General features: G+C 46.1%; 25 protein-coding genes and 4 pseudogenes. 13 read left to right on the forward strand and 16 right to left on the reverse strand.

The window, feature by feature from the left end; all coding sequences use genetic code 11:
• The 3 genes and pseudogenes from EV202_RS15005 to EV202_RS03385 form a co-directional block, all read left to right on the forward strand.
• A pseudogene (locus tag EV202_RS15005) lies at positions 1 to 1741 on the forward strand (fimbrillin family protein); the annotation flags it as partial.
• Positions 1742 to 2157: 416 nt separating this feature from the next.
• Positions 2158 to 2679, forward strand: coding sequence for an HU family DNA-binding protein (locus EV202_RS03380; protein WP_131925439.1), 522 nt, complete (start codon positions 2158 to 2160; stop codon positions 2677 to 2679).
• A gap of 192 nt (positions 2680 to 2871) precedes the next feature.
• Positions 2872 to 3147, forward strand: coding sequence for a hypothetical protein (locus EV202_RS03385; RefSeq protein WP_131925441.1), 276 nt, complete (start codon positions 2872 to 2874; stop codon positions 3145 to 3147).
• Between the two features lie 80 nt (positions 3148 to 3227).
• On the opposite strand, the gene EV202_RS03390 is transcribed toward EV202_RS03385, so the two are convergent.
• From EV202_RS03390 to metK, 3 genes are all read right to left on the reverse strand, one after another.
• On the reverse strand, positions 3228 to 3644 hold the full coding sequence (locus EV202_RS03390; protein WP_131925443.1) for a DUF2442 domain-containing protein: 417 nt from the start codon (positions 3642 to 3644) through the stop codon (positions 3228 to 3230).
• Positions 3645 to 3702: 58 nt separating this feature from the next.
• A complete protein-coding gene (locus EV202_RS03395; protein WP_234878234.1) occupies positions 3703 to 3873 on the reverse strand; it encodes a DUF4160 domain-containing protein in 171 nt (56 codons plus the stop codon).
• Between the two features lie 169 nt (positions 3874 to 4042).
• On the reverse strand, positions 4043 to 5335 hold the full coding sequence (gene metK, locus EV202_RS03400) for a methionine adenosyltransferase (protein WP_131925445.1): 1293 nt from the start codon (positions 5333 to 5335) through the stop codon (positions 4043 to 4045).
• A gap of 458 nt (positions 5336 to 5793) precedes the next feature.
• Between metK and EV202_RS15230 the strand changes: the two are divergent.
• The 7 genes and pseudogenes from EV202_RS15230 to EV202_RS03435 form a co-directional block, all read left to right on the forward strand.
• Positions 5794 to 5949, forward strand: a pseudogene (locus EV202_RS15230) (helix-turn-helix domain-containing protein); the annotation flags it as partial.
• Positions 5939 to 6442, forward strand: a pseudogene (locus tag EV202_RS03410) (site-specific integrase); the annotation flags it as partial. The pseudogenes EV202_RS15230 and EV202_RS03410, both read left to right, overlap by 11 nt.
• Positions 6443 to 6581: 139 nt before the next feature.
• Complete coding sequence (locus EV202_RS03415; protein ID WP_131925581.1) at positions 6582 to 6785, forward strand: helix-turn-helix domain-containing protein; 204 nt, start codon at positions 6582 to 6584, stop codon at positions 6783 to 6785.
• Between the two features lie 6 nt (positions 6786 to 6791).
• Positions 6792 to 9197: an Hsp70 family protein gene (locus EV202_RS03420; protein WP_131925447.1), complete on the forward strand. Its 2406-nt coding sequence runs from the start codon at positions 6792 to 6794 to the stop codon at positions 9195 to 9197.
• Between the two features lie 6 nt (positions 9198 to 9203).
• A complete protein-coding gene (locus EV202_RS03425) occupies positions 9204 to 10388 on the forward strand; it encodes a 3'-5' exonuclease (protein ID WP_131925449.1) in 1185 nt (394 codons plus the stop codon).
• A 2-nt stretch (positions 10389 to 10390) separates the two neighbouring features.
• Entirely contained in the window at positions 10391 to 11821 is a 1431-nt protein-coding gene (locus EV202_RS03430) for a hypothetical protein (protein WP_131925451.1), read from the forward strand.
• Between the two features lie 21 nt (positions 11822 to 11842).
• Positions 11843 to 12184 (forward strand): hypothetical protein, encoded by a 342-nt coding sequence (locus tag EV202_RS03435; RefSeq protein WP_131925453.1) that lies wholly within the window; start codon positions 11843 to 11845, stop codon positions 12182 to 12184.
• A gap of 464 nt (positions 12185 to 12648) precedes the next feature.
• On the opposite strand, the gene EV202_RS15010 is transcribed toward EV202_RS03435, so the two are convergent.
• The 3 genes and pseudogenes from EV202_RS15010 to EV202_RS03445 all read right to left on the reverse strand — a co-directional run.
• Positions 12649 to 12795 carry a hypothetical protein gene (locus EV202_RS15010; RefSeq protein WP_165899389.1) on the reverse strand — a complete coding sequence of 49 codons (147 nt, stop codon included), beginning with the start codon at positions 12793 to 12795 and terminating at the stop codon, positions 12649 to 12651.
• Complete coding sequence (locus tag EV202_RS03440) at positions 12795 to 13013, reverse strand: helix-turn-helix domain-containing protein (protein WP_394364503.1); 219 nt, start codon at positions 13011 to 13013, stop codon at positions 12795 to 12797. The genes EV202_RS15010 and EV202_RS03440 overlap by 1 nt, the downstream gene beginning before the upstream one ends.
• Positions 13014 to 13040: 27 nt before the next feature.
• A pseudogene (locus EV202_RS03445) lies at positions 13041 to 13457 on the reverse strand (tyrosine-type recombinase/integrase); the annotation flags it as partial.
• A gap of 435 nt (positions 13458 to 13892) precedes the next feature.
• On the opposite strand from EV202_RS03445, the gene EV202_RS03450 reads away from it, so the two are divergent.
• Positions 13893 to 14585, forward strand: coding sequence for a DUF6266 family protein (locus tag EV202_RS03450; RefSeq protein WP_131925457.1), 693 nt, complete (start codon positions 13893 to 13895; stop codon positions 14583 to 14585).
• A 138-nt stretch (positions 14586 to 14723) separates the two neighbouring features.
• Here the strand turns inward: EV202_RS03450 and folK are convergent, their stop codons facing one another.
• From folK to EV202_RS03485, 7 genes are all read right to left on the reverse strand, one after another.
• Positions 14724 to 15191 (reverse strand): 2-amino-4-hydroxy-6-hydroxymethyldihydropteridine diphosphokinase, encoded by a 468-nt coding sequence (gene folK / locus EV202_RS03455; protein WP_131925459.1) that lies wholly within the window; start codon positions 15189 to 15191, stop codon positions 14724 to 14726.
• A 19-nt stretch (positions 15192 to 15210) separates the two neighbouring features.
• Entirely contained in the window at positions 15211 to 16269 is a 1059-nt protein-coding gene (queA, locus tag EV202_RS03460; protein WP_131925461.1) for a tRNA preQ1(34) S-adenosylmethionine ribosyltransferase-isomerase QueA, read from the reverse strand.
• 76 nt (positions 16270 to 16345) lie between these two features.
• On the reverse strand, positions 16346 to 17056 hold the full coding sequence (gene truB, locus EV202_RS03465; protein WP_131925463.1) for a tRNA pseudouridine(55) synthase TruB: 711 nt from the start codon (positions 17054 to 17056) through the stop codon (positions 16346 to 16348).
• 2 nt (positions 17057 to 17058) lie between these two features.
• A complete protein-coding gene (locus EV202_RS03470) occupies positions 17059 to 17949 on the reverse strand; it encodes an undecaprenyl-diphosphate phosphatase (RefSeq protein ID WP_131925465.1) in 891 nt (296 codons plus the stop codon).
• Positions 17949 to 18194, reverse strand: a complete 246-nt coding sequence (locus tag EV202_RS03475; RefSeq protein WP_106069546.1) for a DUF3098 domain-containing protein — start codon at positions 18192 to 18194, stop codon at positions 17949 to 17951. Before EV202_RS03475 ends, EV202_RS03470 begins: the two co-directional genes overlap by 1 nt.
• 117 nt (positions 18195 to 18311) lie before the next feature.
• Complete coding sequence (locus EV202_RS03480; RefSeq protein ID WP_125239611.1) at positions 18312 to 19187, reverse strand: cell division protein FtsX; 876 nt, start codon at positions 19185 to 19187, stop codon at positions 18312 to 18314.
• A gap of 62 nt (positions 19188 to 19249) precedes the next feature.
• On the reverse strand, positions 19250 to 20146 hold the full coding sequence (locus EV202_RS03485; protein ID WP_131925467.1) for a class I SAM-dependent methyltransferase: 897 nt from the start codon (positions 20144 to 20146) through the stop codon (positions 19250 to 19252).
• Positions 20147 to 20465: 319 nt separating this feature from the next.
• Here EV202_RS03485 and EV202_RS03490 point away from each other — a divergent pair, with 319 nt between their 5' ends.
• Positions 20466 to 20897, forward strand: a complete 432-nt coding sequence (locus EV202_RS03490; RefSeq protein WP_131925469.1) for a hypothetical protein — start codon at positions 20466 to 20468, stop codon at positions 20895 to 20897.
• Positions 20898 to 20909: 12 nt separating this feature from the next.
• Positions 20910 to 22154: a class I SAM-dependent methyltransferase gene (locus EV202_RS03495; RefSeq protein WP_131925471.1), complete on the forward strand. Its 1245-nt coding sequence runs from the start codon at positions 20910 to 20912 to the stop codon at positions 22152 to 22154.
• 14 nt (positions 22155 to 22168) lie between these two features.
• Here EV202_RS03495 and EV202_RS03500 read toward each other — a convergent pair whose 3' ends face one another.
• From EV202_RS03500 to upp, 3 genes are all read right to left on the reverse strand, one after another.
• Positions 22169 to 22372 (reverse strand): helix-turn-helix transcriptional regulator, encoded by a 204-nt coding sequence (locus tag EV202_RS03500; RefSeq protein ID WP_106069542.1) that lies wholly within the window; start codon positions 22370 to 22372, stop codon positions 22169 to 22171.
• A 158-nt stretch (positions 22373 to 22530) separates the two neighbouring features.
• A complete protein-coding gene (locus EV202_RS03505; RefSeq protein ID WP_106069540.1) occupies positions 22531 to 23049 on the reverse strand; it encodes an isoprenylcysteine carboxyl methyltransferase family protein in 519 nt (172 codons plus the stop codon).
• 78 nt (positions 23050 to 23127) lie between these two features.
• The gene (gene upp / locus EV202_RS03510) at positions 23128 to 23787 is read right to left on the reverse strand and encodes a uracil phosphoribosyltransferase (protein WP_106069539.1); all 660 of its coding nucleotides are present in this window, start codon (positions 23785 to 23787) and stop codon (positions 23128 to 23130) included.
• Positions 23788 to 24068 lie beyond the last annotated feature (281 nt).

A 24068-nucleotide genomic window follows, 5' to 3' on the forward strand; every position in this document is an offset into this window, starting at 1 on the left:
CACGCAGCGCACGCTCACGGCAAGCATAGCGGGTAAGGCATGGCCTATGGGCAAGACGGTGACCTACCGCATCAGCACGTCGAGCATCTCGGTGGAGGCGAAGCTGAACGTCATCGCCCCGGGTGACTTTGAGCATACGGGAGGCACGCAGAACTACACCGTATCCAGCTATCTGGAGGTGACACGTCCGGGAGACGCAACGAAGACGCTGCCCATGGCGTGGACGGTGGAGTACTCCACGGACAACGGGCTGAACTGGAGCAGCACCAAACCGGCGTGGCTGACGACGTTCACCGAGAGCGGGGCGGGAGACACCGGGCCGACGAACCATACGGCAGGCGTGGCCCCGCAGGTGAACAGTGCCCCTGCCGACCCGCACACCGAGGCGTTGCGGAACGCCGCACCCGTTAGCAACCACGACCTCTCCACGCACGACTATCAGGGCAACACCGCCCCGATGCGCACCGCCAACTGCTACATTGTGAACGCTCCGGGAACGTACCGCCTGCCCTTGGTTTACGGCAACGCGGTGGATTACGTCAAGGTGCCCGGAGGCCCGAATCCGGGATGGAATACGTCGGCATATACCTCGACGGCAAGCGGAAGCAATGTGCTGAATCCGTTTATCAACCACCTCGGTGCAGGAATTACCAATCCTTATATTTACAACAATGCAAACTGCACTCCCAATAGCTGCACGCTGGTCTGGCAGGACGAGGCGAACCTCGTGACGGATGTGGCTCTCTCTTCCGACGGTCATTTCCTCACGTTCACCGTCAATCAGGCCACCATCCACCAGGGCAACGCCGTGGTGGCAGTGCGTGACGCATCGAACACCGTGCTTTGGAGCTGGCACATCTGGGTGACTGACTACAGGCCCGGCACAACGGGGACAACCACCACACCCGACAAGGAAATCACCAACTATCAGGGCCATAGGTACAAGATTATGGCCGTGAACCTCGGCTGGTGCGACGAGAAGGAGGAAATCTACGCCGAACGCACGGTGCAGGTGCGCTTCAGGCAGACCGGAACAGGTGCGACACAGACCATCACCGTGAAGCAGAAAGCGCATACCATTACGGAATTTGGGAACAACACTTATTACCAGTGGGGTCGTAAAGACCCGTTCGTGGGAGTGCTTGTGCAGGAAATCAATAAGACTTGGTACGATGCCGGTGGGAATGTCAAGACCAACCAGACTCCCCCAACAAGCAGTTTCTTATACTATAATGCCTGCATCACCTCCGGTATCACCCGGCCTAACACGTTCTGTACGAATAGTAATATGGATTATGAATACGCCAACCTTTGGAGTGCGGACAACACCGTCTACACCGCCTACACCGCCAACGACAACCCTGTTGTAAAGACCATCTACGACCCTTGCCCCGCAGGATACAAAATGCCTCCGAACAATGTCTACACCGGCTTCACCACAACGGGACAATACGCGGACAGCTCTTCTGAGTTCAATGTGCAGGGGTCTTGGAACAATGGTTGGAACTTCCATTGCGGCCTGAACTTCACCGGCGATACCGTGTTTTTCCCCGCGTCGGGCTTTCGGTACTACAATTCCGCAGTGCCCATCAACGTGGGGAGCCACGTCTACTATTGGCTGGCGGGGCCGAACGGCACGTACTACGGGTGCTACCTGACCTTCCGTTCGTTCTACGTGCGCCCGCTGTACGGCTACCAGTGCCGCAGCGCCGGCTTCGGGGTGAGGCCATGCCAAGAATAAAAGGAGCGAAGCGACCGCATCAATTATTATTTGTAAGGATTATTTTGTTATCGTGCAATCTGAGGTAACAAGCAAATTTATCGGTGTATGCCGTCCGAAGAAGAGAGTTATCTCATAAACAGGATGCTCCGATGATACGGAAATAACGACTTTGTATGTGCGTATTATGCTGACAATGAAACATATACAAACCCGGTTGCGGTATGCGTATCTACCTGCTCGTGACATACGTATCTCAGTGGTCACGACATACGTATCTCATGAGGCAAGACATACGTGTCTCGTCACGCACGACATACGTATGTCATCACCACTGAGATACGTATGTCATCGCGGGGTATGAACCGAAGAAAGAGAGTCATTCGCAAGGATGTAATATATTTTTATTAACCATTTAACAAATAGGAGATCAAACTATGAGTGTAAATTACAAATTAGTGCGGAAGAAAAATCCGCAAAAGAAAAGCGAACCCGCCAAATGGTATGCCACGCCCAACAGTGCAAAGCCGTTGGCACAGAAAGCCCTGACCCGTGCCGCCACGGAGAACACCACCACGGCACCCATCGAGATGGAGGCCGCCATGGAGCTGCTGGCAGCCTTCATTCCGCAACAGCTTCAGCAGGGTCACACGGTGAACGTGCCCGGCATGGGTACATTCCGCCTCACCTTCAAGAGTGAGGGCGTGGAAGACATCGACAAGTTCAACGCCGGGCAGATGATAAAATCGCCCCGCATCGTCTTCACCCCCGCCAAAGAACTGCGTGAGAGAACTTTGCAAGGCATCAGCTATGAGAATAGCGGCGTACTGGAAAACAAAATCAACTACGCCTCGCTGGCCGACTACCGCAAGGCCAAAGGACTGCCGACGCCTGCACCGGGCGGCGGTACAGGCGGCGGCAGCGGCTCGGGCGGCCAGGGAGAGAATCCGCTTGGTTAGCGATTGTTAGCGGTTAGCGGTTAGTGGTTAGTTGTCAGTGGTGAGCGATTAGTGAGTGGTGAGTGAAAAACAGAAAGGTTCAAAGCCACACGAACAGCGCTCACCACTTATCACTCACCGTTCACCACTCATCGTTAACCGTTCATCACCCATCGTTAACCGCTCATCGACTAACCGTTAAACACTACTACCATGGCCCCCTATCGAACTATCAAAAGAATACGTGCGGCGAAATTCCGCAAGAGCTGCCTGATAAACATCGACATGACGGGCGCATCGCCCACAGCCTATGACCGCTCGGCCCTGATATTGCACGCCATATATCCGCAACTGCCCCTCCGGCACGTGGTTTGCGGAGATGGACAGAAGCATCCGATGGTGACGGACATCCCGCAGAAAATCATCCGCGAGGTGTGCCGCAAGTACCGGTTAGTGGAGGCGACGGCAGCAGTAATTTGCGGTAAGTGATTAAGCATGAAAGGGTAGAGAGAGGTAAAGACTTAACTTTGACGAAAAGTTATGTGGATGATCGGCACGGTTTTTGGAGACTATACAGCAGCCAGTTCTTTACCCAATGCATGCAAAGCTTCCTTGATTTGGTTAATCCGTTCCTCACTCGGCTTCTTTATACCGTAAATATATTTAGAGAGCAGGCTCTTGTTTATACCCAAATTGCGTGCCACCTCGGACACATTCAGTTGCGGAAAATGATTGAATATCTTTGCCACCTCATTGTCGTACATAGGTTCTTCCGTGTCATAAAAGCTCGATATGTGTATATCCTCATCCAATTCAGCCCAGCGGAGCGCTTCGCCCCTCATCTTTAAGGTGTAGCGTTTACGTTGGCTTTCGGTAGCGTCCTTTAATAAAGGGAAAGCCTCTAAAGGACGACTGTATACCTTATCGTCGCTTGAAAGCATGTAAATCCTCTCATTCTCAAACCAAACACCCTTAATTGTTTCCATATTTTCCTTGTTTTAGTGATATTCGTTCCACTTTCCTATGATATCGTCTCTATACATCTCAGTAAGTTCCAAAGCTCGCTTTAAGTCTTTTGCTTTCAGCCCGTGTGATCTCAGGTTCGATTTGAATCTTTGCATCGTCATCTCCTTTTACCACGTGTACGTGAATTGGAGTGTGGTCTTCTGAAAAGAAAAAGAACCGAAGTCCAAATATCTCAAAGATAGTAGGCATGTTTCATCTCTTTAGTTACACACAACAAAAGTAGGGATAAAATTTATCCCTACAAGTGCTTGGCAATCTTTTTCAAAGTGTGCCGCAAGTACCGGCTGGTGGAGGCAACGGCAGCAGTAATCAGCGGTGAGCAGACGGTAGATGGTAGACGTCTAATCTCTAACGCCTATCAAAGGCCGAATGCCGCCTTCACCTTGTCTACATAGTCCAGTTTCTCCCAAGTGAAGAGTTCCACCTCTACTTCCTTGTCGCCCTCGTAGCGGCTGCGGAAGTGCTTCACCACGGTTTGCGGTTCGCGTCCCATGTGTCCGTAGGCAGCCGTCTCCTGATAGATGGGATTGCGTAGCTTGAGGCGCTCTTCGATGGCTTTCGGACGGAGGTCGAACAGTTCGTCTATTTTCCGGGCAATCTCACCGTCGCTCATGCCTACGTGGCTGCGGCCGTAAGTATCTACAAAGATGTTGATGGGGCGTGCCACGCCGATGGCATACGACACCTGCACCAGCATCTCGTCCGCCACGCCGGCGGCCACCAGATTCTTGGCAATGTGGCGTGCCGCATACGCCGCGCTGCGGTCTACCTTCGAAGGGTCTTTCCCGGAGAAAGCGCCGCCGCCGTGAGCACCCTTGCCGCCATACGTGTCTACGATAATCTTGCGTCCCGTCAGTCCGGTATCTCCGTGAGGTCCGCCGATGACGAATTTTCCGGTGGGGTTGACGTGATACGTGATGCGGTCGTTGAACAATGCCAGCACCTTTTCGGCATGGATGGAGGCGATGACGCGCGGCATCAGCACTTCGATGACGTCCTTGCGGATGACGGCCAGCATCTCCTCGTCGGCCTTCAGTTGTGCGGCTTCGCTCTCGTCGGCAGGTTGCACAAAGTCGTCGTGCTGCGTAGAAACCACGATGGTGTCTATGCGGACGGGGGTTCCGTTGTCGTCGTACTCTATGGTTACTTGGCTCTTGGCGTCGGGGCGGAGGTAGGTCATCGTCTTGCCCTCGCGACGGATGTCGGCCAACACCTGCAAGATGCGGTGCGCAAGGTCGAGCGAGAGCGGCATGTAGTTTTCCGTTTCGTTGGTGGCATAGCCGAACATCATGCCTTGGTCTCCGGCTCCCTGTTCCATGGGGTCTTGCCGTTCCACGCCCCGGTTGATGTCGGGACTTTGCTCGTGAATGGCGCTCAGCACGCCGCACGAGTTACTCTCGAACATATACTCGCCTTTTGTATAGCCGATTTTCTTGATTACTTCGCGTGCGATGAGTTGCAGGTCGACGTACGCCTTTGTTTTCACTTCGCCCGCCAGCACCACCTGTCCGGTAGTGACCAGAGTTTCGCAAGCTACTTTCGAACTGGGGTCATAAGCCAACAGTTTGTCAAGCACAGCGTCCGATATTTGATCGGCCACTTTGTCGGGGTGCCCTTCAGACACCGATTCGGATGTGAATAAATAGCCCATTTCTTCAATGATAATTAATGGTTGATAATTGATGGTTGAATGAGAGGTGGAAGTGGACAATGAGCAGATGCGCCGGGCAGGAAGCCGTCAGAAAAGGATGTGTTTTTAGCATTTTTTTCTGTGGTTGCAAGCTACTCAAATCTTTCCACATATCATTTTACGGGCGCAAAGATAATGCTTTCTTCTCAAACTCCTCTTTCTGCAAGCGGTATTAACATTCTATAAACAAAGAAGGGGGTTGCCATCTTTCATAAACAGCCAATCGTTTTGGTATACGATGTATCTGTTTTCAATAGAAAGTACGTTCTTTTTGTCTTTGATAACGATATTACCCGTAGCCGAATAGCCGGATCTGATTATAGGCATTTTCTTTCGGCACGGGAAATTGCGCTTCAAGCATATATTTTATTACTCCGTTTTCGGCATTGCCTTTGGACGAAAATTTGGTTATTACAGCCTGCGAAAGGCTGTTCTTCTCTTCCCGCACCTTGCAGGACTATCGGGATAAAGGCATTTTCCCCTACACGCAGATTGCTGGGAAGATACTTTATCGATTGTCTGACCAGCAACGAATTTTGGAGGAGAGTTATGTCAGGCGAAATGGTGTTTGGTGATTTCGTAGAAGATTGTGGGCGACAGAACAACTGGACGGATTCCACGTATGAGAAATTTGCAGCAGTGAAGAATCATTTGACCAACTTTCGTAAAGCACTTACCTTTGAGTTCTTTGACGAGCAAGGTTTGAATGATTATGTTAGTTATCTGCGTGATGTCTTTCTCTTCCAATGCTTCACAGATTTGCGCTATTCGGATGTATTCAATCTCCGCAGAAGTGATATTAAAGGCGACCATATTGAAGTTACAACGGTTAAGACCTCCGATAGTTTGATTATCGAACTGAACAATCACAGTAAGGCAATTCTTGATAAGTATAAGGATGTGGTGTTTGAAAATGATAAGGTACTGGCAGTGATTACCAATCAGAAGATGAACGATTATCTTAAAGAATTGGCAGAAATGGCAGGGATTGATGAACCTGTGTGCCAAACTTATTACAAAGGTAATGAGCGCATAGATGAGGTTACGCCTAAATATGTCCTGCTGGGATTTCCAATATTCTTGTAGGTCGACAATGTCTTCGTCAAAATGAAAAACGTTTCTCCACAGTGTTAAAGCTGAATTTATATTCATTGTATTCTGTATAAGTTCATATATTTGCATCTGTAACGGATATAGAAAAAATTCAATTGGACAGAAAAAAGAGCATAGCAACCTCATCAAGGAGCATTTGAAGAAGCGAGGCATTACCCAAACGTGGCTCGCCAAAGAATTGGGCATGAGCTTCAGCATCACTAACGCCTACGTTTGCAATCGCAAACAACCTAATCTTGCTACCATCTTCAAAGTGGCGGATTTACTTAGTATGTCACCAAAAGATTTAGTGAAATAAGAAATTATGAATATAATAACAACATCGTCATTTTTGCCTGCTGTCAGAAACACGGATTTGATGAAAGGCAAAACATATGTAGGCATAGACTTTGGTACATCAACTACAGTTGTCTCAATTGCTTCATACGATGAAAATAGCAATTTGATTCATACAGAGTCTCTGCGTTTGAAACAAAAACTTCCTGATGGAACTATCTATTCATCAGAGATTATCCCATCTGTAATAGCATGGTTAAACAAACAAATTATTGTAGGAGAAGGAGCATCTCAACTTAAATACCAATTGAAAAGAGGGAAAAACATTTGGTATTCGTTCAAAATGGAATTGGGCGAAGATTTAGGAGCTAAATATTACGAAAGTGAACTTCGTGATATCCCACCATTCAATATAAGGAATCCCAAGGATGCTGCTCGCGTCTTTTTTGCCTATCTTAAATATTTGATTACAGGATATTGCCAAGAAAACAATTTAGCCGAAGACATATCATATGCGGTTAGCATTCCTGCTTCATTTGAGGCTAACCAGCGTAAAGATCTTCTTGATGCGTTGATGTCAAATGAAATGAAAGTTTCAAAGCAAGCTCTGATCGATGAGCCTAATGCAGCATTTATTAGTTATGCTGTTACTCGCGCAACTGAAGGGCAACCAATGTTTGTAAATCCTAATTATAATTCTAAAGTATTGGTATTTGACTTTGGAGGTGGTACATGTGATATTTCTATATTGGAAATAGGACAAAGTGCAAACGGATTCTTCTCAAAAAATATTGCTATTTCAAAGTTCACCAAATTAGGAGGGGATGACATAGACAGGTATCTTACTTATCATTATCTAATGCCAAGATTCTTAGAAGCAAATGGCAAGAAAATGGATCAATTCCGCACAAATGAAAAAAAGCAGATTGCTTCTGCTTTGTATAAGGTAGCAGAGCGCTTAAAAATAATGATAAATAAATCACTTTCGACTCTAACAGACGATTATGTTATACCAAAACTAAAGTATAACGGAACCAAGACATCATTGGAATCAGAAGTGACGGTATTTACCAACAAGGGAGAACTTAAACAAAGTAGTTTTTACTTGACTAATAAAGAAATGACCGAAGCTATGACCGTTTTCTTAAAAAATGATTATGGAAAAACTACTAGAATTAAAGGGGAGGATGAGTATAATAGTATTTATTCTCCAATAGAGAGTGCAATTAAAAAGTCAAAGATTCGTAAAGAGGAAATTGATTATATTCTCTTTATTGGAGGAAGTGCCCAAAGCCCTTACATTCAAGAGACATTAAAGAATTATTTTGAAGATTCCGAAATGTTGGTACCTTCGAATCTACAAACACATGTATCACAAGGAACTGCAATACATAACCTTTTATTCAATGGCATGAATAAATGTCTTATACAGCCAATTTCTAGCGAGCCAATTCTTATCATTACAAAAGATGAGATTTCAAAAGTTATTCTTCCCGCAGGAACCCAAATTCCATGTGATACAATCATAATTGACGACCTTGTTACAAGTCGAGAAGGCCAGAAAATTGTTGAATTGCCAATATGCGTTGGAGATGTTAGAAAACTTCTTTTCAATCTTAAAATCGAATCTCCACTCCCTTCAGGATTTCCTATTAACAGCCCAATTCAGCTTGCAATCGAAGTAAATACGGATAAGATGCTTATAGCAAGAGCCACTTGTATGGGGGTTGTATGTCATGTAGAGCCATTAAATCCATTCGCAAACAAAGAACTCAGCACAGAAGATCGTGCAGCTTTAAAAGCAGAACGACAAGCTAATTTAGAAGCAGAGCTTAACGGAGGAGTACCTTCAAAGCAAACTTTGATAGCCTTGAGAATGGCTTATAACAAAGCCGGACATACATTCAAGGCTGCAGAAACATTTGAACTTCAAAACGAATTATATCCAGAAGCAGACATGTATAACGGCATAGCTGTACTTTATAACAATGCCAGAGCTACTTATAAAGCAATTGAATTCTACGAAAAAGCATTGGAAGAGAATCCTAATCATAAATATGCTAATGCCAATTTAGGCTCAACGCTTCGTTATCTAGACCCCAAGCGGGCTAAAGAATGCTTACAAAGAGCTATTAACGTAGATCCAGATCATGATATAGCACTCATAGAACTTGGGCGCATTCAGAAGTCTGAAGGAGATATTGATGGGGCAAAGGAAAAATTTCGCAGAGTATACGATAGATATCTACATCAATGGAAAACAAATTCTTTACCGTCGTATGCATATGGATGGTTCGCGTCTGTTGCAGAAGAATTAGGTGAGAAAGATTTTGCGCGTGAAATTCGTCTTTCTACTCCAGGGGCACAAGGTGAATCCTATTATGATCCAGAAAATCTTTCAAAGACAAAAACAAATAAGTTAACAACAAAATAGTTAATTATGCACATTCCTCCTATTAACAAGTTGGACCCTCAGCAGCAAGCCTTTCTTGATAAAGTTAGCACCTTTGTTGACAATTCTAGTTTAAGTTTTCGTAACCAGTGGATTCAAGGGTTTGCTGGCTCGGGTAAATCTGTATTGCTTGCGTATTCTGCCAAGACAATTCTTGCAAAAAAGCCTAATTCCCGCATATTAGTTGTCGTATTTACCCAGTCACTCGTAGAAATGTTCAAGGCAGACTTCAGAGAAATTGGCTTAGCAAACAAAGTAACTATTGATACGTTTTATGGATTTATGAAGGGCAGCTCCCATTATGATTACATTCTTTGCGATGAAGTTCAAGATTTGACTCCACGTGTTATTCGTGAAATGAATGCCAGAAGTTCAAATATAATTGTAGCTGGAGATTCCAACCAATCTATATTCGAAAGTGATCCACGTTGGAGAGAAGCAACTGTTACACCATCAGAAATTGGCAGACTCATAAATGGAGATCAATACGAATTGGGGGTTATACATAGACTTTCTTGTTCAATAATAGATGCAGTTCAACGCTTTTTGCCTAGAATGAACATATTCTCTTCAAAGAGAGATATGACAAAGGAAGATACACAAATTCGTCTTTGCGAAGCTCCTTCTGAGGCAAAGGAGGTAAAATACATCATGGAACAAGCAACAAAGGCAGTTAATGTTGGCGATTCTACAGCCATTTTGATTCCTACAGCACCAAAAATAATACAATTTGTCAATCAAGCACTTAGAGATGCAGGTAAACCAGAATGGGTTGAGGCTACAAATAATTGGGGAAAAATTGATTATGGTTCCATGAATTCTCATTTACGCATACAGGGGCTTAAAATGCAATACGTTGGAAATGGATATGGCCGTTTTGACGAAAATGATCATCGTATAATTATTATGACATTCCACAGCGCAAAAGGTCTTGACTTTGAAAATGTGTTCATTCCTTATGCAAATGCAAGTATGTATATCTGTCCTAACGATTCTCTTGCAAAAACTTTATTCATGGTAGCAATGACTCGTACAAGAAAAAATTTATACATTACTTATAATGGTTATCCAAGCGATTATCTTGACGCATTTAAGTCGAACTGTTCGCAGATTGATATAACATCAACAATACAAACTCCACAATTTGGCGGTAATAACACTTGGGGCTTCTAATTATGACAGATTATTTAGCAATTGTACGCAAGTTAGACTTTGTTGACTTGTTCAAATATGGGCATTTTATTATAAATAATGCCATCTCATTTAATGGAGATATAGCATCACATAGTGATGACAATGAACTTTTTGATGCCTTAACTTCCAAAATGAATATGTATGAATATTCATTTGAATATATTATAATTCATTTTGTGTCAGATAGTTATAATAGTCAATATTTTTCTATTGATATAGAGAACGTTCGTAATCTTTACACTTTTGATGAAGAGGCAAAAAAAGAAATGTCTATTTCTTTTGATTCTCGCATACAACTATGTGTATCACCATGGGCAGATAAATTCTTAAAGCTTCAGCAAAAACTTAGTATCAAACAAAGTATGCGAGGAGTCAAAAATCTTTGGGCTATTTTTAATTTGCCAAAGTCTGATTTGCCAAAATGTAAAGCTATAATAACCCAAGATATAGTGCAAGAAGTCTTTCGTGAGCTGTATGCTTATGAAAGACCTTTTGGCGAAAAATCAATTTGGACATATCTACTAAGGTATGAAAGACATAGTTATTATCCAAAGGGAATGATTGGTTTCTTCTGTGACTTTATTCATGTGTTCTGTAATTTTTTAGAAAAGCAAGAACTTAGCGGTGAAGTGGCAGAATCAACACAGTTATATCCTCAACTCAAAGCATGTCAGAAACCACGATTTGAGCTATTACTAAAGATAGTGAAGTCCTCGCCAGTATATCAGAAGACGGAACAAGCAGCTGGCTGTAGATTCGCAATCGCAGCTCCTCTGTTCTTATACTTGAAAGCTGAATATGCAGATGGAATGGTACACAAGCCAAGAGAGGAGTTTATCAATTATTCAAAAGAAATTGGGGGCTTTGAATGTTCTATCGCAATTTACCTTCTTGGTATTGCATTAGGTTATGATAAGACATATGATGCCTTCTACGAATCAGAACAATTGCCTTTCTTTAAGAAACCTGTTGTTAAGGAAGTTCCGTCTAAAATCAATGAGGGTTTGGAGAATGCCTTATCTCGATTCCCTGAACCTTCAGAAGAGACAGGACAGGATGCTTCAAGCAGTACAGAAAATGATGATAAATCTCAGAAAGACAGTAAGGCAAGAATAATATCATCTACTGATACTCAAAATCCAAAGAATACATATAAACAAGAAGAACTATTCCCTACGGATAATGATGCCAACGAAGGTCAGAATAGGCCTATTTTATGGCTGAAGAGAAAGCAAAACAAAACAAAAGCAGACGTATGTCCTGTTTTTGACGAAGAAAAACGTTCAGAGTTAGAAAAATTGGGATACAAACCTGTAACACGATTTGATACGACCGTAAAAAATGTGATAATATCATATGGCTATAATCCAGATGTCGAAAAAGCACGCTTGAAGAAAAGCAAAAATAAATAATATTATTAATTATAAAGTGATATGAATGTTTTTAATTATCAGCAGAAAGTTGCCATGATGCGTATCTTATTAGATATTATCCATGCTGACGGACGCATTGATGCTCGTGAAGTTTTCTATTTCAATCAGCTTAAAGAGATATTTGAGATATCAGAAGATTCTTATAAAGATATAGAAGAAAAAAATTCCTTGATGGCACTTGCACAAATTAAATTGTTTGACAAAGAGCAAAAGGAGCACTTTGCTGATCTAATGGCAAAGATGATCAGTATTGACGAGGATATCGATGCAAATGAAGTACTAATATACGATGTTGTCAAAGAATTTGCTTGCATTGACAAGAATTTTGATAAACAAGTATAAAACATCAACTTGCCCTCAGTAAACAGGTATTACTGATTGCTGAGGACTGTAAAATAGATTTGTAGTACGACTCCACCATTATAGCTAAGTAATTCTCTAAACAATAAATTACGAGACCTCTGCAAAACTCCGTTTGCTCAAAAGAAACATGCCTGGTTATCATCAAGTTATATCTTTCAAAGTTCTCTACCGTGGGGCTTTTGTAGAGGTCTCATTACGCCTATTTTCAATTAAGGATTAAAGGGAAAATAAATTTTGAATGAGCCTATCTATCACATCAAAATAATTGCAAATACCTCCGGAAAGATATAATGCAATAGTTGAAATGTCTTCATGGAGTAAAGGGCATGAATACTTATGAAATTATGTGCTTGGGTATGGGGGCAACCATTTTTGGGACAATTTTTTATTTCCCGTAAGTTTTTTGGGTGTAATAAAGGGTGTAAATCACGTAACTCATTGATTTACACCCTTGTTTTCGGAGAGAGAGGGGGAACGGAACCCTTTTTCTCCTCTTTGATAACGATGCGAGACTCCAATTCTGCAATCTTTTCTTCGGAGAAAAGACAGAGGTCGTGCTCCGCCCCTTTAGTTATATCTATCAGCTTCATTATATGTTTTGTTTCTTGTTCGGGACTAACAGGTCTCTTACGTCCATATTCAATATGTCTGCTATTTGGTAGAGAGTTGGCAATGAGGGCTGATGCTTGTTGATAACATAAAGATTGACCATATTAAAGTTTTTCCCCAAACGAATTGACAGTTCCGTTTGGCTCATTCTTCTTTCAATGCTTCCTTTATCTTGTTCATATAGCACATGTGAGACCATCTTTTTCGAGTGCAAAATTACACAACTCTATTGGGTATCATGCAGGGAATTGCTTTTATTTTCATTTGGTCTTGCACTTTTTTCTATAGGTCTGTCCATATCCCTTGAAATCTTCCGGTCTGTGATTTGAGCATAGATTTGTGTGCTGGCAATCGATGCATGTCTCGTCATTTTGGCAATATTCTCTATCGGAACACCGGCTTCTAATACCGGCGTACCGAAAGAATGCCGGCCTACATGTGTGGTCAAGGGTATGGCAATTACTGCTCTCAGTTGCAGGGTTTTCAGGAGGAAACGATAGGTCTCGTAGCTGATATTCGGCAAAAGCGTGTCCCGCTCATCTGAGCTATATGTATCAAGCAGAGCAACGACTTGAGGTAGAAGTTTTACCCGACAAAGGGTGTTTGTCTTTTGCCTTCTAAATTTAAGCCATATATCCCCTGCGTCATCCTGAAGTGCGCTACTCTTTCATTTAAAATCTGTAAAAATATTCGGAGGGTTATAATGCCATCTCTTCGTCCTACCATGTTCTTACCATGTTCTTATCATGTTCTTATCATGTTCTTGTCATGTTCGTGTTGATATGCTCGCCATGGACAAGAAGTAAACACGGAGATGATAAAAGTGCATATCCACTTTTTCGAAGGTGGGAGAGGCTTTTATTTGCTGTGCATGGAATCCAAAAAAACATTTTGTTGAACGCTTTTGCCTTTTTTCATTTGCGGGAGAAAAATATGCGCCATATCTTTGCCGGCGTAACGGAAACACAAACACCGATACACGCCGGACGGAGGAGGTAAGGAAATTGCTGCAGAAGTTTCTCGGGCATCCCCACCTCGGCAACACAAACTTTTTATTAACACAAAAAACTTTTTAATAATGGGAACAATTACAAGAGGAATTCTCGGAGGATTTTCGGGAAAAGTAGGCACCGTGATAGGCAGTAACTGGAAAGGCACCAGCTACATGAGGGCATTGGCCTTGAAGATAAAAGACGCGAACACGGAAAAGCAGCGGCACCAGCGAGCCAAATTCATCATAGCGAATAATTTCCTGAAAACGATGACGCCTTTCATACGCTTCGGCTACAAGGGGTATGCAAAAACACAATCGGAATACAATGCAGCGATGTCATACATCATGAAAAATGCGATGACCGGCAGTAAAGATACTTTAGCCATAGATTATGACAAGGTATTGCTGACACGGGGCAGCCTGACGACAGCGGTGAATCCCACAGCTTCCATAACCGGAAACAAGGTGATGTACACTTGGACGGACAACAGCGGAACAGGTGATGCGCAAGCCACGGATTGCGCCATGCTACTGGTCTACAACAAGAAAAGGAGTGAAGCCATGTATGACATTGATGCTGCCGTACGCTCGGCCGGCAAGGCTCAACTGGACCTGCCTGCGGCATGGAGCGGTGATGCCTTGGCTGTGTACCTCGGTTTCCGAAGTGAAGATGGCCGAAGCGTGGCCAACAGCACTTGCCTGAAAAACGACGCTGAAAGCGGCGGCGGTGGAGAGTCGGGCAGCGAACCGGGAGGAGGCGAGAACCCGCTCGGATAAACACGGAACGGGCATTTCTCCCAATCCGGCCTGAAAGCCGGACTTTGAAGCGGGAAGCGGCATTTTCGATATGCGGCTTCCCGCTTTTCGGCCATATCCGGGAGCGGCACATGCCACCTGCGCACTCCGAAAATTATCTTAAAACGACCTTGTCAACCGACTGTTCCGACTGCGGGGGAGGGTCACTTCAGGCGCAATCTCCATCAGCGGCTTCATCACAAAGTCGCGTTCCTGCATGAGCGGATGGGGGAGCGTCAGTTCGGGGGTATCGAGCACGACGGGCGTACCGTCGGATTCGAAGCAGAGCAGCAGGTCGATGTCTATCACTCTGTCGCTGTACGCGCCATTCACCGATTTGCGGGCACGACCCATCTCACGCTCTATCTCTTGCGTGATTCTCAATACTTCTAACGGATGGAAGGCTGTTTTCGTACAAAGGGCGGCATTGAGGAAGGTGTTCTCCGAAGTGAATCCCCACGGGGCAGTAGCATAGAAAGAAGACAAGGAAAGAATTTTCCCTATCTTCTCCTTTATCTTCTGTACGGCAAGAAGCAGGTTCTGTTCCTTATCGCCGAGATTAGTGCCGAGACTGAAAAAAAAGTACATTAGTGATTAGCCGCTACTTTCACCTATCGGTTATCAGCATCGCGTCGCCGTAGGTGCCGAAGCGGTAGCCTTCTTTCAATGCTACGTCGTAGGCCTCCATCACTTGGTCGTATCCGCCGAAAGCGGCCACAATCATCAGCAGGGTGGAAAGCGGCATGTGGAAGTTGGACACCATGGCGTTGGCTACGGTGAAGTCGTAAGGGGGGAAGATGAATTTGTTTGTCCAGCCGTCGTATGTCTTCAGATGTCCGTCCGTGCTGACGGTACTCTCGATGGCGCGCATCACGGTGGTTCCTACGGCGCATACCTGCTTTCCCATGTCTTTGGCATGGTTGACCTTCTTTACGGCTTCTTCGCTTACAATCATCTGTTCGGAGTCGGTCTTGTGCTTGGTGAGGTCCTCCACGTCGATGTCGCGGAAGTTCCCTAATCCTGCGTGCAGGGTGATGTAGGCAAAATCGATACCTTTTATCTCCATGCGTTTCATCAGTTCGCGGCTGAAGTGCAGACTGGCGGTAGGTGCCGTTACCGCTCCTTCGTTGCGGGCAAAGATGGATTGGAAACGCTCGGCATCCTCCGCTTCCACGGGGCGGTTGATGATGCTGTGCGGCAACGGTGTCTCGCCCAGCGCATAGAGGGCTTTCTTAAATTCATCGTGCGGGCCGTCGTAGAGGAAACGGAGCGTACGTCCGCGCGAAGTGGTGTTGTCAATCACTTCGGCCACCATCGAATCGTCTTCGCCGAAATAAAGTTTGTTGCCGATACGGATTTTGCGGGCGGGGTCTACCAGCACATCCCATAACCGGAGCTCTTCGTTCAGCTCGCGCAACAGAAACACTTCGATGCGTGCGCCGGTCTTTTCCTTGTTGCCGTACAGACGGGCGGGAAACACTTTGGTGTCGTTGAAGACAAATACATCCTTGTCGTCGAAATAATTCAGGATATCCTTGAATGTCTTGTGTTCGATTTTACCTGTCTTGCGGTGCAATACCATCAGGCGCGATTCATCTCTGTACTTCGTGGGATGCAAAGCTATCTTCTCTTCGGGAAGCTTGAATTTAAATTGCGACAGTTTCATATTATATATATGTGCTAATGTGCCGATATGCTTGTGTGGCGGTGAAGCGTGAAGCAACGGCACGATGTTAATAATTCTATTGGTTCTTTTCTTCTGTTTCTATTTCTTGTGCGTCTATCCATTCCTTGAACTCCAGCGGGTCGAGGCAGTCTTCTATGCGTACATCGCCCACACGGGTACGTTGAAGAGCCGTGAGGTGCGCCCCGCTCTCCAATGCTTGGCCGATGTCGCGGGCCAAGGCGCGGATATAGGTTCCTTTGCTGCACACTACCCGCACCTTGATTTCGGGCAGGTTGCATTCCAGCAACTCTATCTCGTCGATGACCAGCAGTTTGGGCTTCAGCTCCACCTCCTTGCCTTTGCGGGCAAGGTCGTAGGCGCGTTTGCCATTCACCATGCAGGCCGAGAATGCGGGAGGCACTTGCTCTATCTCGCCGATAAATTTCTTCAAGGTTTCCTCCACCAGCCGGCGGGTGATGTGTTCCGTGGGGTAGCGGGCGTCTATCTCATGTTCCAAATCGTATGAGGGAGTGGTGGCACCCAATTGTATGGTGGCTACATACTCCTTGGTATGATATTGGAACTCTTCGATTCTTTTTGTGGCCTTGCCCGTGCAGACAATCATCACACCCGTGGCAAGCGGGTCGAGCGTACCGGCATGTCCTACCTTCAGCTTCTTCACTTTCATCCGCCGGCAGATGTGGTAGCGTGCATGTCCCACAACCTTGAACGATGTCCATCCCAACGGCTTATTGAAATACAATACTTCTCCTTCTTTGAAATCCATGCTTACATTATTTCCAGTGTATGCCCGGTCAGCAACATAATCAATATCAGTCCGCCCACTGCGATGCGATACCAGCCGAATGCCTTGAAGCCGTATTTGGTGACGAAGCTGATGAAGAACTTGATGGCAAGCAAGGCCACCACGAAGGCCACCACATTGCCTATTATCAAGGCCGGCATGTTGTTGACGATGATTTCCGTTCCGCCGTCAAGAAACAGTTTCAGCATCTTGTAGGCGGTGGCGGCAAACATGGTGGGAACAGCCAGAAAGAACGAGAACTCGGCCGCCTGCTTGCGGGTCAGCCTCTGTGCCATGCCGCCCACAATGGTAGCCATGGAACGGGATACACCCGGTATCATGGCAATGCACTGAAAGAGGCCGATGTTGAAAGCACGCTTCTCGGTCAGCACCGTGTTTTCGCTGCCTTTATCGAATATCTTGTCGCAGAACTGCATGAACACGCCTCCCACGACCAGCATAACGGCAACCACCGTCACGCTTTCGAGCAGTTGGTCTATCTTGTCGCTGAACAAAAAGCCCAGAACTACCGCAGGGATAAATGCCACCAGCAGCTTCCAGTAGAAATCGAACTTCTGCAAGGAACGCTTGGCCCATATAGCAAGTTTTGCGGATGTTCCTTTCCCGGCGGTTGCTTCAGCATCGAACACCTTGACGGGATTGAGCCGGAAAAAACGTTTCCGGTACAGCCACACCACCGAAAGAATGGCGCCGAACTGAATGATGACCGTAAAGGCCTTGACAAATTCCGTGCTCTCCACTCCCAAGAGGTTTTGCGCAATTATCATGTGTCCGGTGGAAGATACCGGCAAGAATTCCGTCAGCCCCTCGACGATGGCGATGACAATCACCTCGAATATGCTCAAGTCTCCCATCAGTCCTCAGCCTCCTCTTTCTTGGTCTTAGGCTTGCGCAGCACGGCGTATATCATGAATACAAACCCCAAAAGGCAAACCACCGGAGCCACTTTGATGCGTCTTGCGCTGAAAATGTCCGGCTCGAAAGCAGCCTGCGTAGATGCAGGGCCGGTCATCAGAAGAAAACCGATGATTACCACCGCCATGCCCACGGCAAGCAGGATAAAGTTGGTCTTATCAAAAGCGAATTTCTCTTTACTCATTTTATGTCTTTACTATTATACGGTTTTACGGTTCATTGTTTCGTGCAAGTTGCCTCTTGCCTTTAAAAGTCCTTCGGGTGTTGAGGCCGGTTGTAAACGCCGATGCCCCCGGAGCACCTATATATAATACAGCGTGCTTGCTTTCATCCTGAGATATTTATTGATGGAAAGCAATGCGCACAGCCAAGTGATGAGTACCCCGAACACCAGTACGGCAAGAGATACCGACAGCATGACGTCGGGGGTGATGACTTTCACCAAATCGGGTTCGTATGACACCAGCCACAAGGCTGCCCCCCACAAGATGCCGTCGGCAATGAAGGCGGCCAGCACCCCGATCCAGAAGTTACGGCGCAGGAACGGGCGGCGGATAAATGCCCAGCTTGCCCCCACCAACTTCATGGTGTGGATGAGGAAACGCTTGGAATATATCGCCAGCCGGATGGTGTTGTTTATCAGTGCAAAGGAGATAAAGGTCAGTATCACGGCCAGTCCCAGCAACAACAGGCTGATGTTTCGTATGTTGTCGTTCACGGCATCTATCAGGTCTTTCTGATAGAGCACTTCCTGAATATTGGTATTCTTCTTGATCAGTTTCTCTATTTTGGCGATGCTGTCGGAATTGGCGTAGTCGGAGTGCAGCTTTATCTCGATGGAGGCGGTGAAAGGGTTGTAGCCGAGAAACTCTTGCGGGTCGGTGCCCATCGCTTCGGTCTGCTCGCGCAGGGCCTGCTTCTTGGAGATGTATTCCGTCTGCTTCACGAAGGCTTCCTTATCCAGCTTCTTTTGAAGTTTCAGGATGTCGCCCTCCTTCATGTCGTCGCTGATGAGTACGGAGAAGCTGATGTTTTCTTTGACGTACACGGACAGGTTGTGGGCTGCCAGTACAAAAAACACGACCAGTCCCAACAGCAGCAACACCAACGTCGTGCTGATGCTGGACGTGATGAACTGCATGTCAAAATAGGATATCGAGTTGTTTTTAGCTTTCATCGGTCACTGTCTTATATCTGTTATCGCCCTGCTTCCCGGTCTTTTCCGTCGGCAGGCATTCGTCATTTTTTTCTGAACACGTAAATCATCGAACTGCTGCGCTCTTTCTTCACCAGCGCACTGAACCATGCCAGCGTGCCCACAATCATCCCTTTGAGGAAAGTGCACGAGTGCCTCATGTGCCGTTCCGTCAGCATGGACACATAGAAAGCGTCGAACGGCATGGGATGCCTCTCGGCCAATATGAATCCGTGTTTGGCTCCGAATTGCTGTATGGTGGCGGGGGTGAAATGCCACAAATGGCGGGGCACATCGTAGGCGGCCCAATAGGCGCCGTACTTCTTGGCGTCGAAAGAGGAACTGTTGGGCACTGCCACAATCAGTACGCCTTTTTCCGTCAACAGGGAATGCAACGTTTCCCATGTTTCATTGAGCGGTTCCAGATGCTCCATGACGTGCCACAGGGTGATGACATCGAAACTCTCCGGAGTGAAATCTTTTAAAGCGGTATGGGGCTTTACGTCCATATTGAAGTGCTCCTTGGCGAATGCGCGTGCTTGCGGACTTTTTTCCACTGCCTCCACCCGCCAGCCGCGGCGCTGCATGGCATCGGCAAAGTAGCCCGTTCCCGTACCTATATCCAGCAGACTCCCCGTCTTGCGGTGGGCTTCGCGCATCACGAGGGCCGCTTTGCGCTTCAGCATGTAGTTGCGCACCCAATGATATACGGAGTTCATCGCTCCTTTTTTCGTATCCGTGTGCGAAATATAATCGGAAGCCTCATAATATCGTCCGATTTCGCTCTCTTCGGGAGCGTCTTGCGTAAGGAGAAATCCGCAGTCCCGACAGCGGCACAGATGGAACATCTCGCCTGATACGTAATGGTCTACACAAGTCAGGGCACGCTCCAAATGCGTTCCGCCACACAACGGACAAGTTTTTATAGTGAGTTTATTCATCGAACGTTCTGCCAACAAGGAAGTGTGCACCCCGCATCATGACAAGGCACACCAACCCCGAATTTGGTGCAAAATAACAAATAAAAACTGATTTACAAGGCTTTCGTTAAGGAGATTTAAGAGTAAAGCCGCAGGGTGGATGCTTGGTGAGACTTATTTTCCCGCCTGTTTTTCTATGATGAAACAATTTACACTGCCATTTTCTGCCTCTTTTTCTTGTTATTTCTTTATGATTTCTTTTTCTTTGTTCTTTTTAGGGCATATCCCTTTTTGGAAAATTTTCAACAGGCTCTTATAAGCCATTAAGATCATTGTATATATGAAATACGGAGTATTTCCAAATATCCTTCTCATTACTGCCGGGACGATATGGATACTGGCCGGGGCCAATATCCTGCGCATCGGGCTGATATGTTGGATGGATGACGGGCACTATTGGTTGTTTAAGGTTGGTGAAGCCTGCTTGATATTCTTTTTGTTCTTCGGCGTTATCTTTCATAGACTGTACAAGAAATATACTTTGCGCATTTCGCAGAAAAAGGGGAAGCGCTGCCCTTTCTCTTTCTTCGATGTAAAAGGGTGGATTGTGATGGCGTGCATGATTACGATGGGAGTCGTGATACGCGTCTACAGCCTTTTGCCCGAAACTTTCATCGCCGTGTTCTACACCGGACTTTCTTTGGCGCTTCTCGGCACAGGGTTGCGCTTCATCGGATATTGGTGGAGAAACCGTTTTGTGCTGAATTCATAACAGATACCTCCTATGTCTGCATTCAATCCTGAAACCCTCGCGTTTATCCATGAACACCGCAACGACGATGTGCGAACGCTTGCCCTGAAAACCGGCAAGTATCCTACCGTAGATATGCCTGCCGCCATCACGCAAATAGCCGGGCGACAGACGGTCAGAGAGAAAGTGCCTGCATGGGCGGAGCAAGAAGGCATTCTCTATCCCGTCCACCTCTCTTTGGAACAATGTTCGTCGGAATCGACGGCGCGTCATAAGGCAGACATCATCCGCCGGATAAGGCATGCCTCTGCCTCGGAGAATAAGATTCCGGATGAAGTAGAGGGTACGTTTACCGATTTGACGGGAGGTTTCGGAATAGACTGCGCTTTTCTTTCTGCCTGTTTCCGGGAGGCCACCTACGTGGAGAGGCAAGAAGCTCTTTGCGACATAGCCGTGCATAACTTTCCGCTTTTAGGTTTGAAGCACATAACTGTCTGTCACGATGACTGTATCCGGCATCTGCAACAGATGCAGCCTGCCGACTGGATTTTCATCGACCCTGCCCGTCGTGACGGACAAGGAGGAAAGGTCGTGGCTATCAGCGACTGCGAACCGGATGTCGCTGCTTTGGAAGAACTGCTGCTCGAAAAAGCGGAGCATGTATTGATTAAACTGTCGCCCATGTTGGACCTGGCACTTGCTTTGAACAATTTGAAGCATGTGCAGGAGGCTCATATCATTTCGGTAAACAACGAGTGCAAGGAGTTGTTGCTCGTATTGGGGCGCAGCGAAACCTTGCCGACGGATGTTATTCCCATTCATTGCACCAACCTCACCGGTGCAGGCTTAGCCCAAACTCTTACCTTCTGCCGTCGGCAGGAGAAGGAGAGCACGTGCCGGTTTGCCTCTGTGCCGCAGACCTATCTTTACGAGTCGAACGCCTCCATCCTGAAAGGTGGAGCTTTCCGTTGCGTTTCTCATATATATAAGGTAGAGAAGTTACACCCCAACAGCCACCTTTACACTTCCGACGAATATATATCCGACTTTCCCGGCCGTAAGTTTCAGGTTCTCGGCAGTTGCGGTTTCGGCAAGAAAGAGATAAAAGAACTGTTGGGCGTAGCAAAGAGGGGAAATCTCACAGTGCGCAATTTCCCCTCTTCTGTTGCCGAGCTGCGCAAACGGTTGAAGCTGACAGAGGGCGGTGATGTTTACTTCTTCGCCACCACGCTGGCCGACGAGAAGAAAGTGCTGATACGCTGCCGCCCTATGGGCTGACGTCTGCCGGCTGCCTATTCGTCTTTTTCTTCCAAAAGGAAAATCTCGTTTACCGGCTTCCCGAATATCCGGGATATTTTCAGTGCCAACAGCGTGGAAGGGATGTATTTTCCCGACTCTATGGCATTGATTGTCTGCCGGCTCACTCCTATGGCATCTGCCAGTTGTTGCTGCGTCATCTGCTTGATGGCTCTTTCTACTCTTAGTGTATTAGTCATTGCTGTTTCTCCTGAATTTATAAATTTCAATACGGTATTTTATCATAAACAAGAGCAGCAAGATGAAGGGAGCTATGAACATAAAGGTCAGAAACGGCATTCCGTAAATCAGCAATGCGCCCAAGATGATGAGCGCATAGCTGACAATAGACCGTTTTTTATCTGTTTTTCCACAAATCGGTCATGGCTTTCTCTTCCTGCCGGATGCGTATGGCAAGAAAACAGATATAAACCGGCAGTCCGATTGCCAAGGTATGCCACGCATTACAGAGCAGAGCCACCCCGATCAGCTCGGGCAAGATATTCAGGTAATAGTTAGGATGACGCACCGTCCTGAAAAGGAAACTTCTCTCTATGCGCTGATTGGGAACGATATATAGTTTTACCGTCCAAACATCTCTCAACTTATAGATGACGTAAAACAGCATTGCATAGGCAAACCCCATAACGGCAACACCCCATACTGAGAAATAATTGAATCCGCTACCCGAAGCATAAGCTTCGTACAGGGAGGAAAAATAGTATGCTATATGCGCCAAAGTCAGTAAAAGCGAGTTCAACTTGCCGTATTGTACTGCTCCCTTTTTCAGGATGCGTTTCTCGTTGCGGATGGAATAAGAGAGAGAAACCAGCCGGAGGGCGAAGAAGATGACGAATGTGATAATAATGCACTGCATATAATTAGATTTTACCAATTGTTATTGCTAATATCCATCTCCGCTTCTTCATGATCCGAGGCAGAGAAGAGACTTCTCTTAAATCTTATCGCCGAACGCCAAATCTCCCGCATCGCCCAAGCCGGGCACGATGTAAGAATGTTCGTTCATATCGGGGTCGATGGCGGCACACCATAAAGTCACTTCATCTCCGGGGAAGAGCTTCTCCAAGTGTTCTACTCCCTGCCTGCTGGCTATGACGCAAGCTATCTGCAATTTGGAAGGAGTGCCTTTGGTAAGGAAAGCCTTCCATGCAAGTTCCATGCTTTCGCCCGTGGCAAGCATGGGGTCTACCAGCAACAAGGTTTTCTTTGACAAGTCTGGAGTGGCGATGTATTCGATGTGTACATCTACCGTGCGGCACTCTTTGTCCTTATAATAACGGTAAGCAGAAACGAAGGCGTTGCCGGCACAGTCGAACACGTTCAGAAAGCCCGTATGCAAAGGCAGTCCGGCACGGAAGACAGTGGCAATCACCACGTCATCGTCAGGGGTGCTGACCGATGCCACTCCCAATGGGGTTTGTACTTGCTTGACGGAATAAGTCAGTTCTTTACTCATTTCATAAGCCATAATTTCTCCGATACGTTCGATATTACGCCGGAAACGCATGCGGTCGCTTTGGATTGCCACATCGCGAATCTCCGCTACGTATTGGTTCAAGACAGAATCTGTCTCGGCAAAGTTGACAATTTTCATTGTTATTATTGGGTTAATATGTTTTGGGTTGTATCTCTTCGACGAAATGCGGGTGCAAAAGTAAATGAATTTCATCCAATTTGCAACATTCAGTTAGCAGATATTGTTACTGTTCTATAAAAGACTTCTTATTACAGAAAAATTTCTCTAATAGAATGTTTCTTTTAAAAGAAAGTATTACTTTTGTAAGCGAAAAACAAGGGGCTTATCAAAAAGCAGTCAAAGTAGCGAACTTTTCATGCAATTTTTCCCTTGCAAATCATAAGGTAAAAAGAGATTAT

It is taken from the genome of Prevotella heparinolytica, from assembly GCF_004342845.1.
GTDB classification, from domain to species: domain Bacteria; phylum Bacteroidota; class Bacteroidia; order Bacteroidales; family Bacteroidaceae; genus Bacteroides; species Bacteroides heparinolyticus.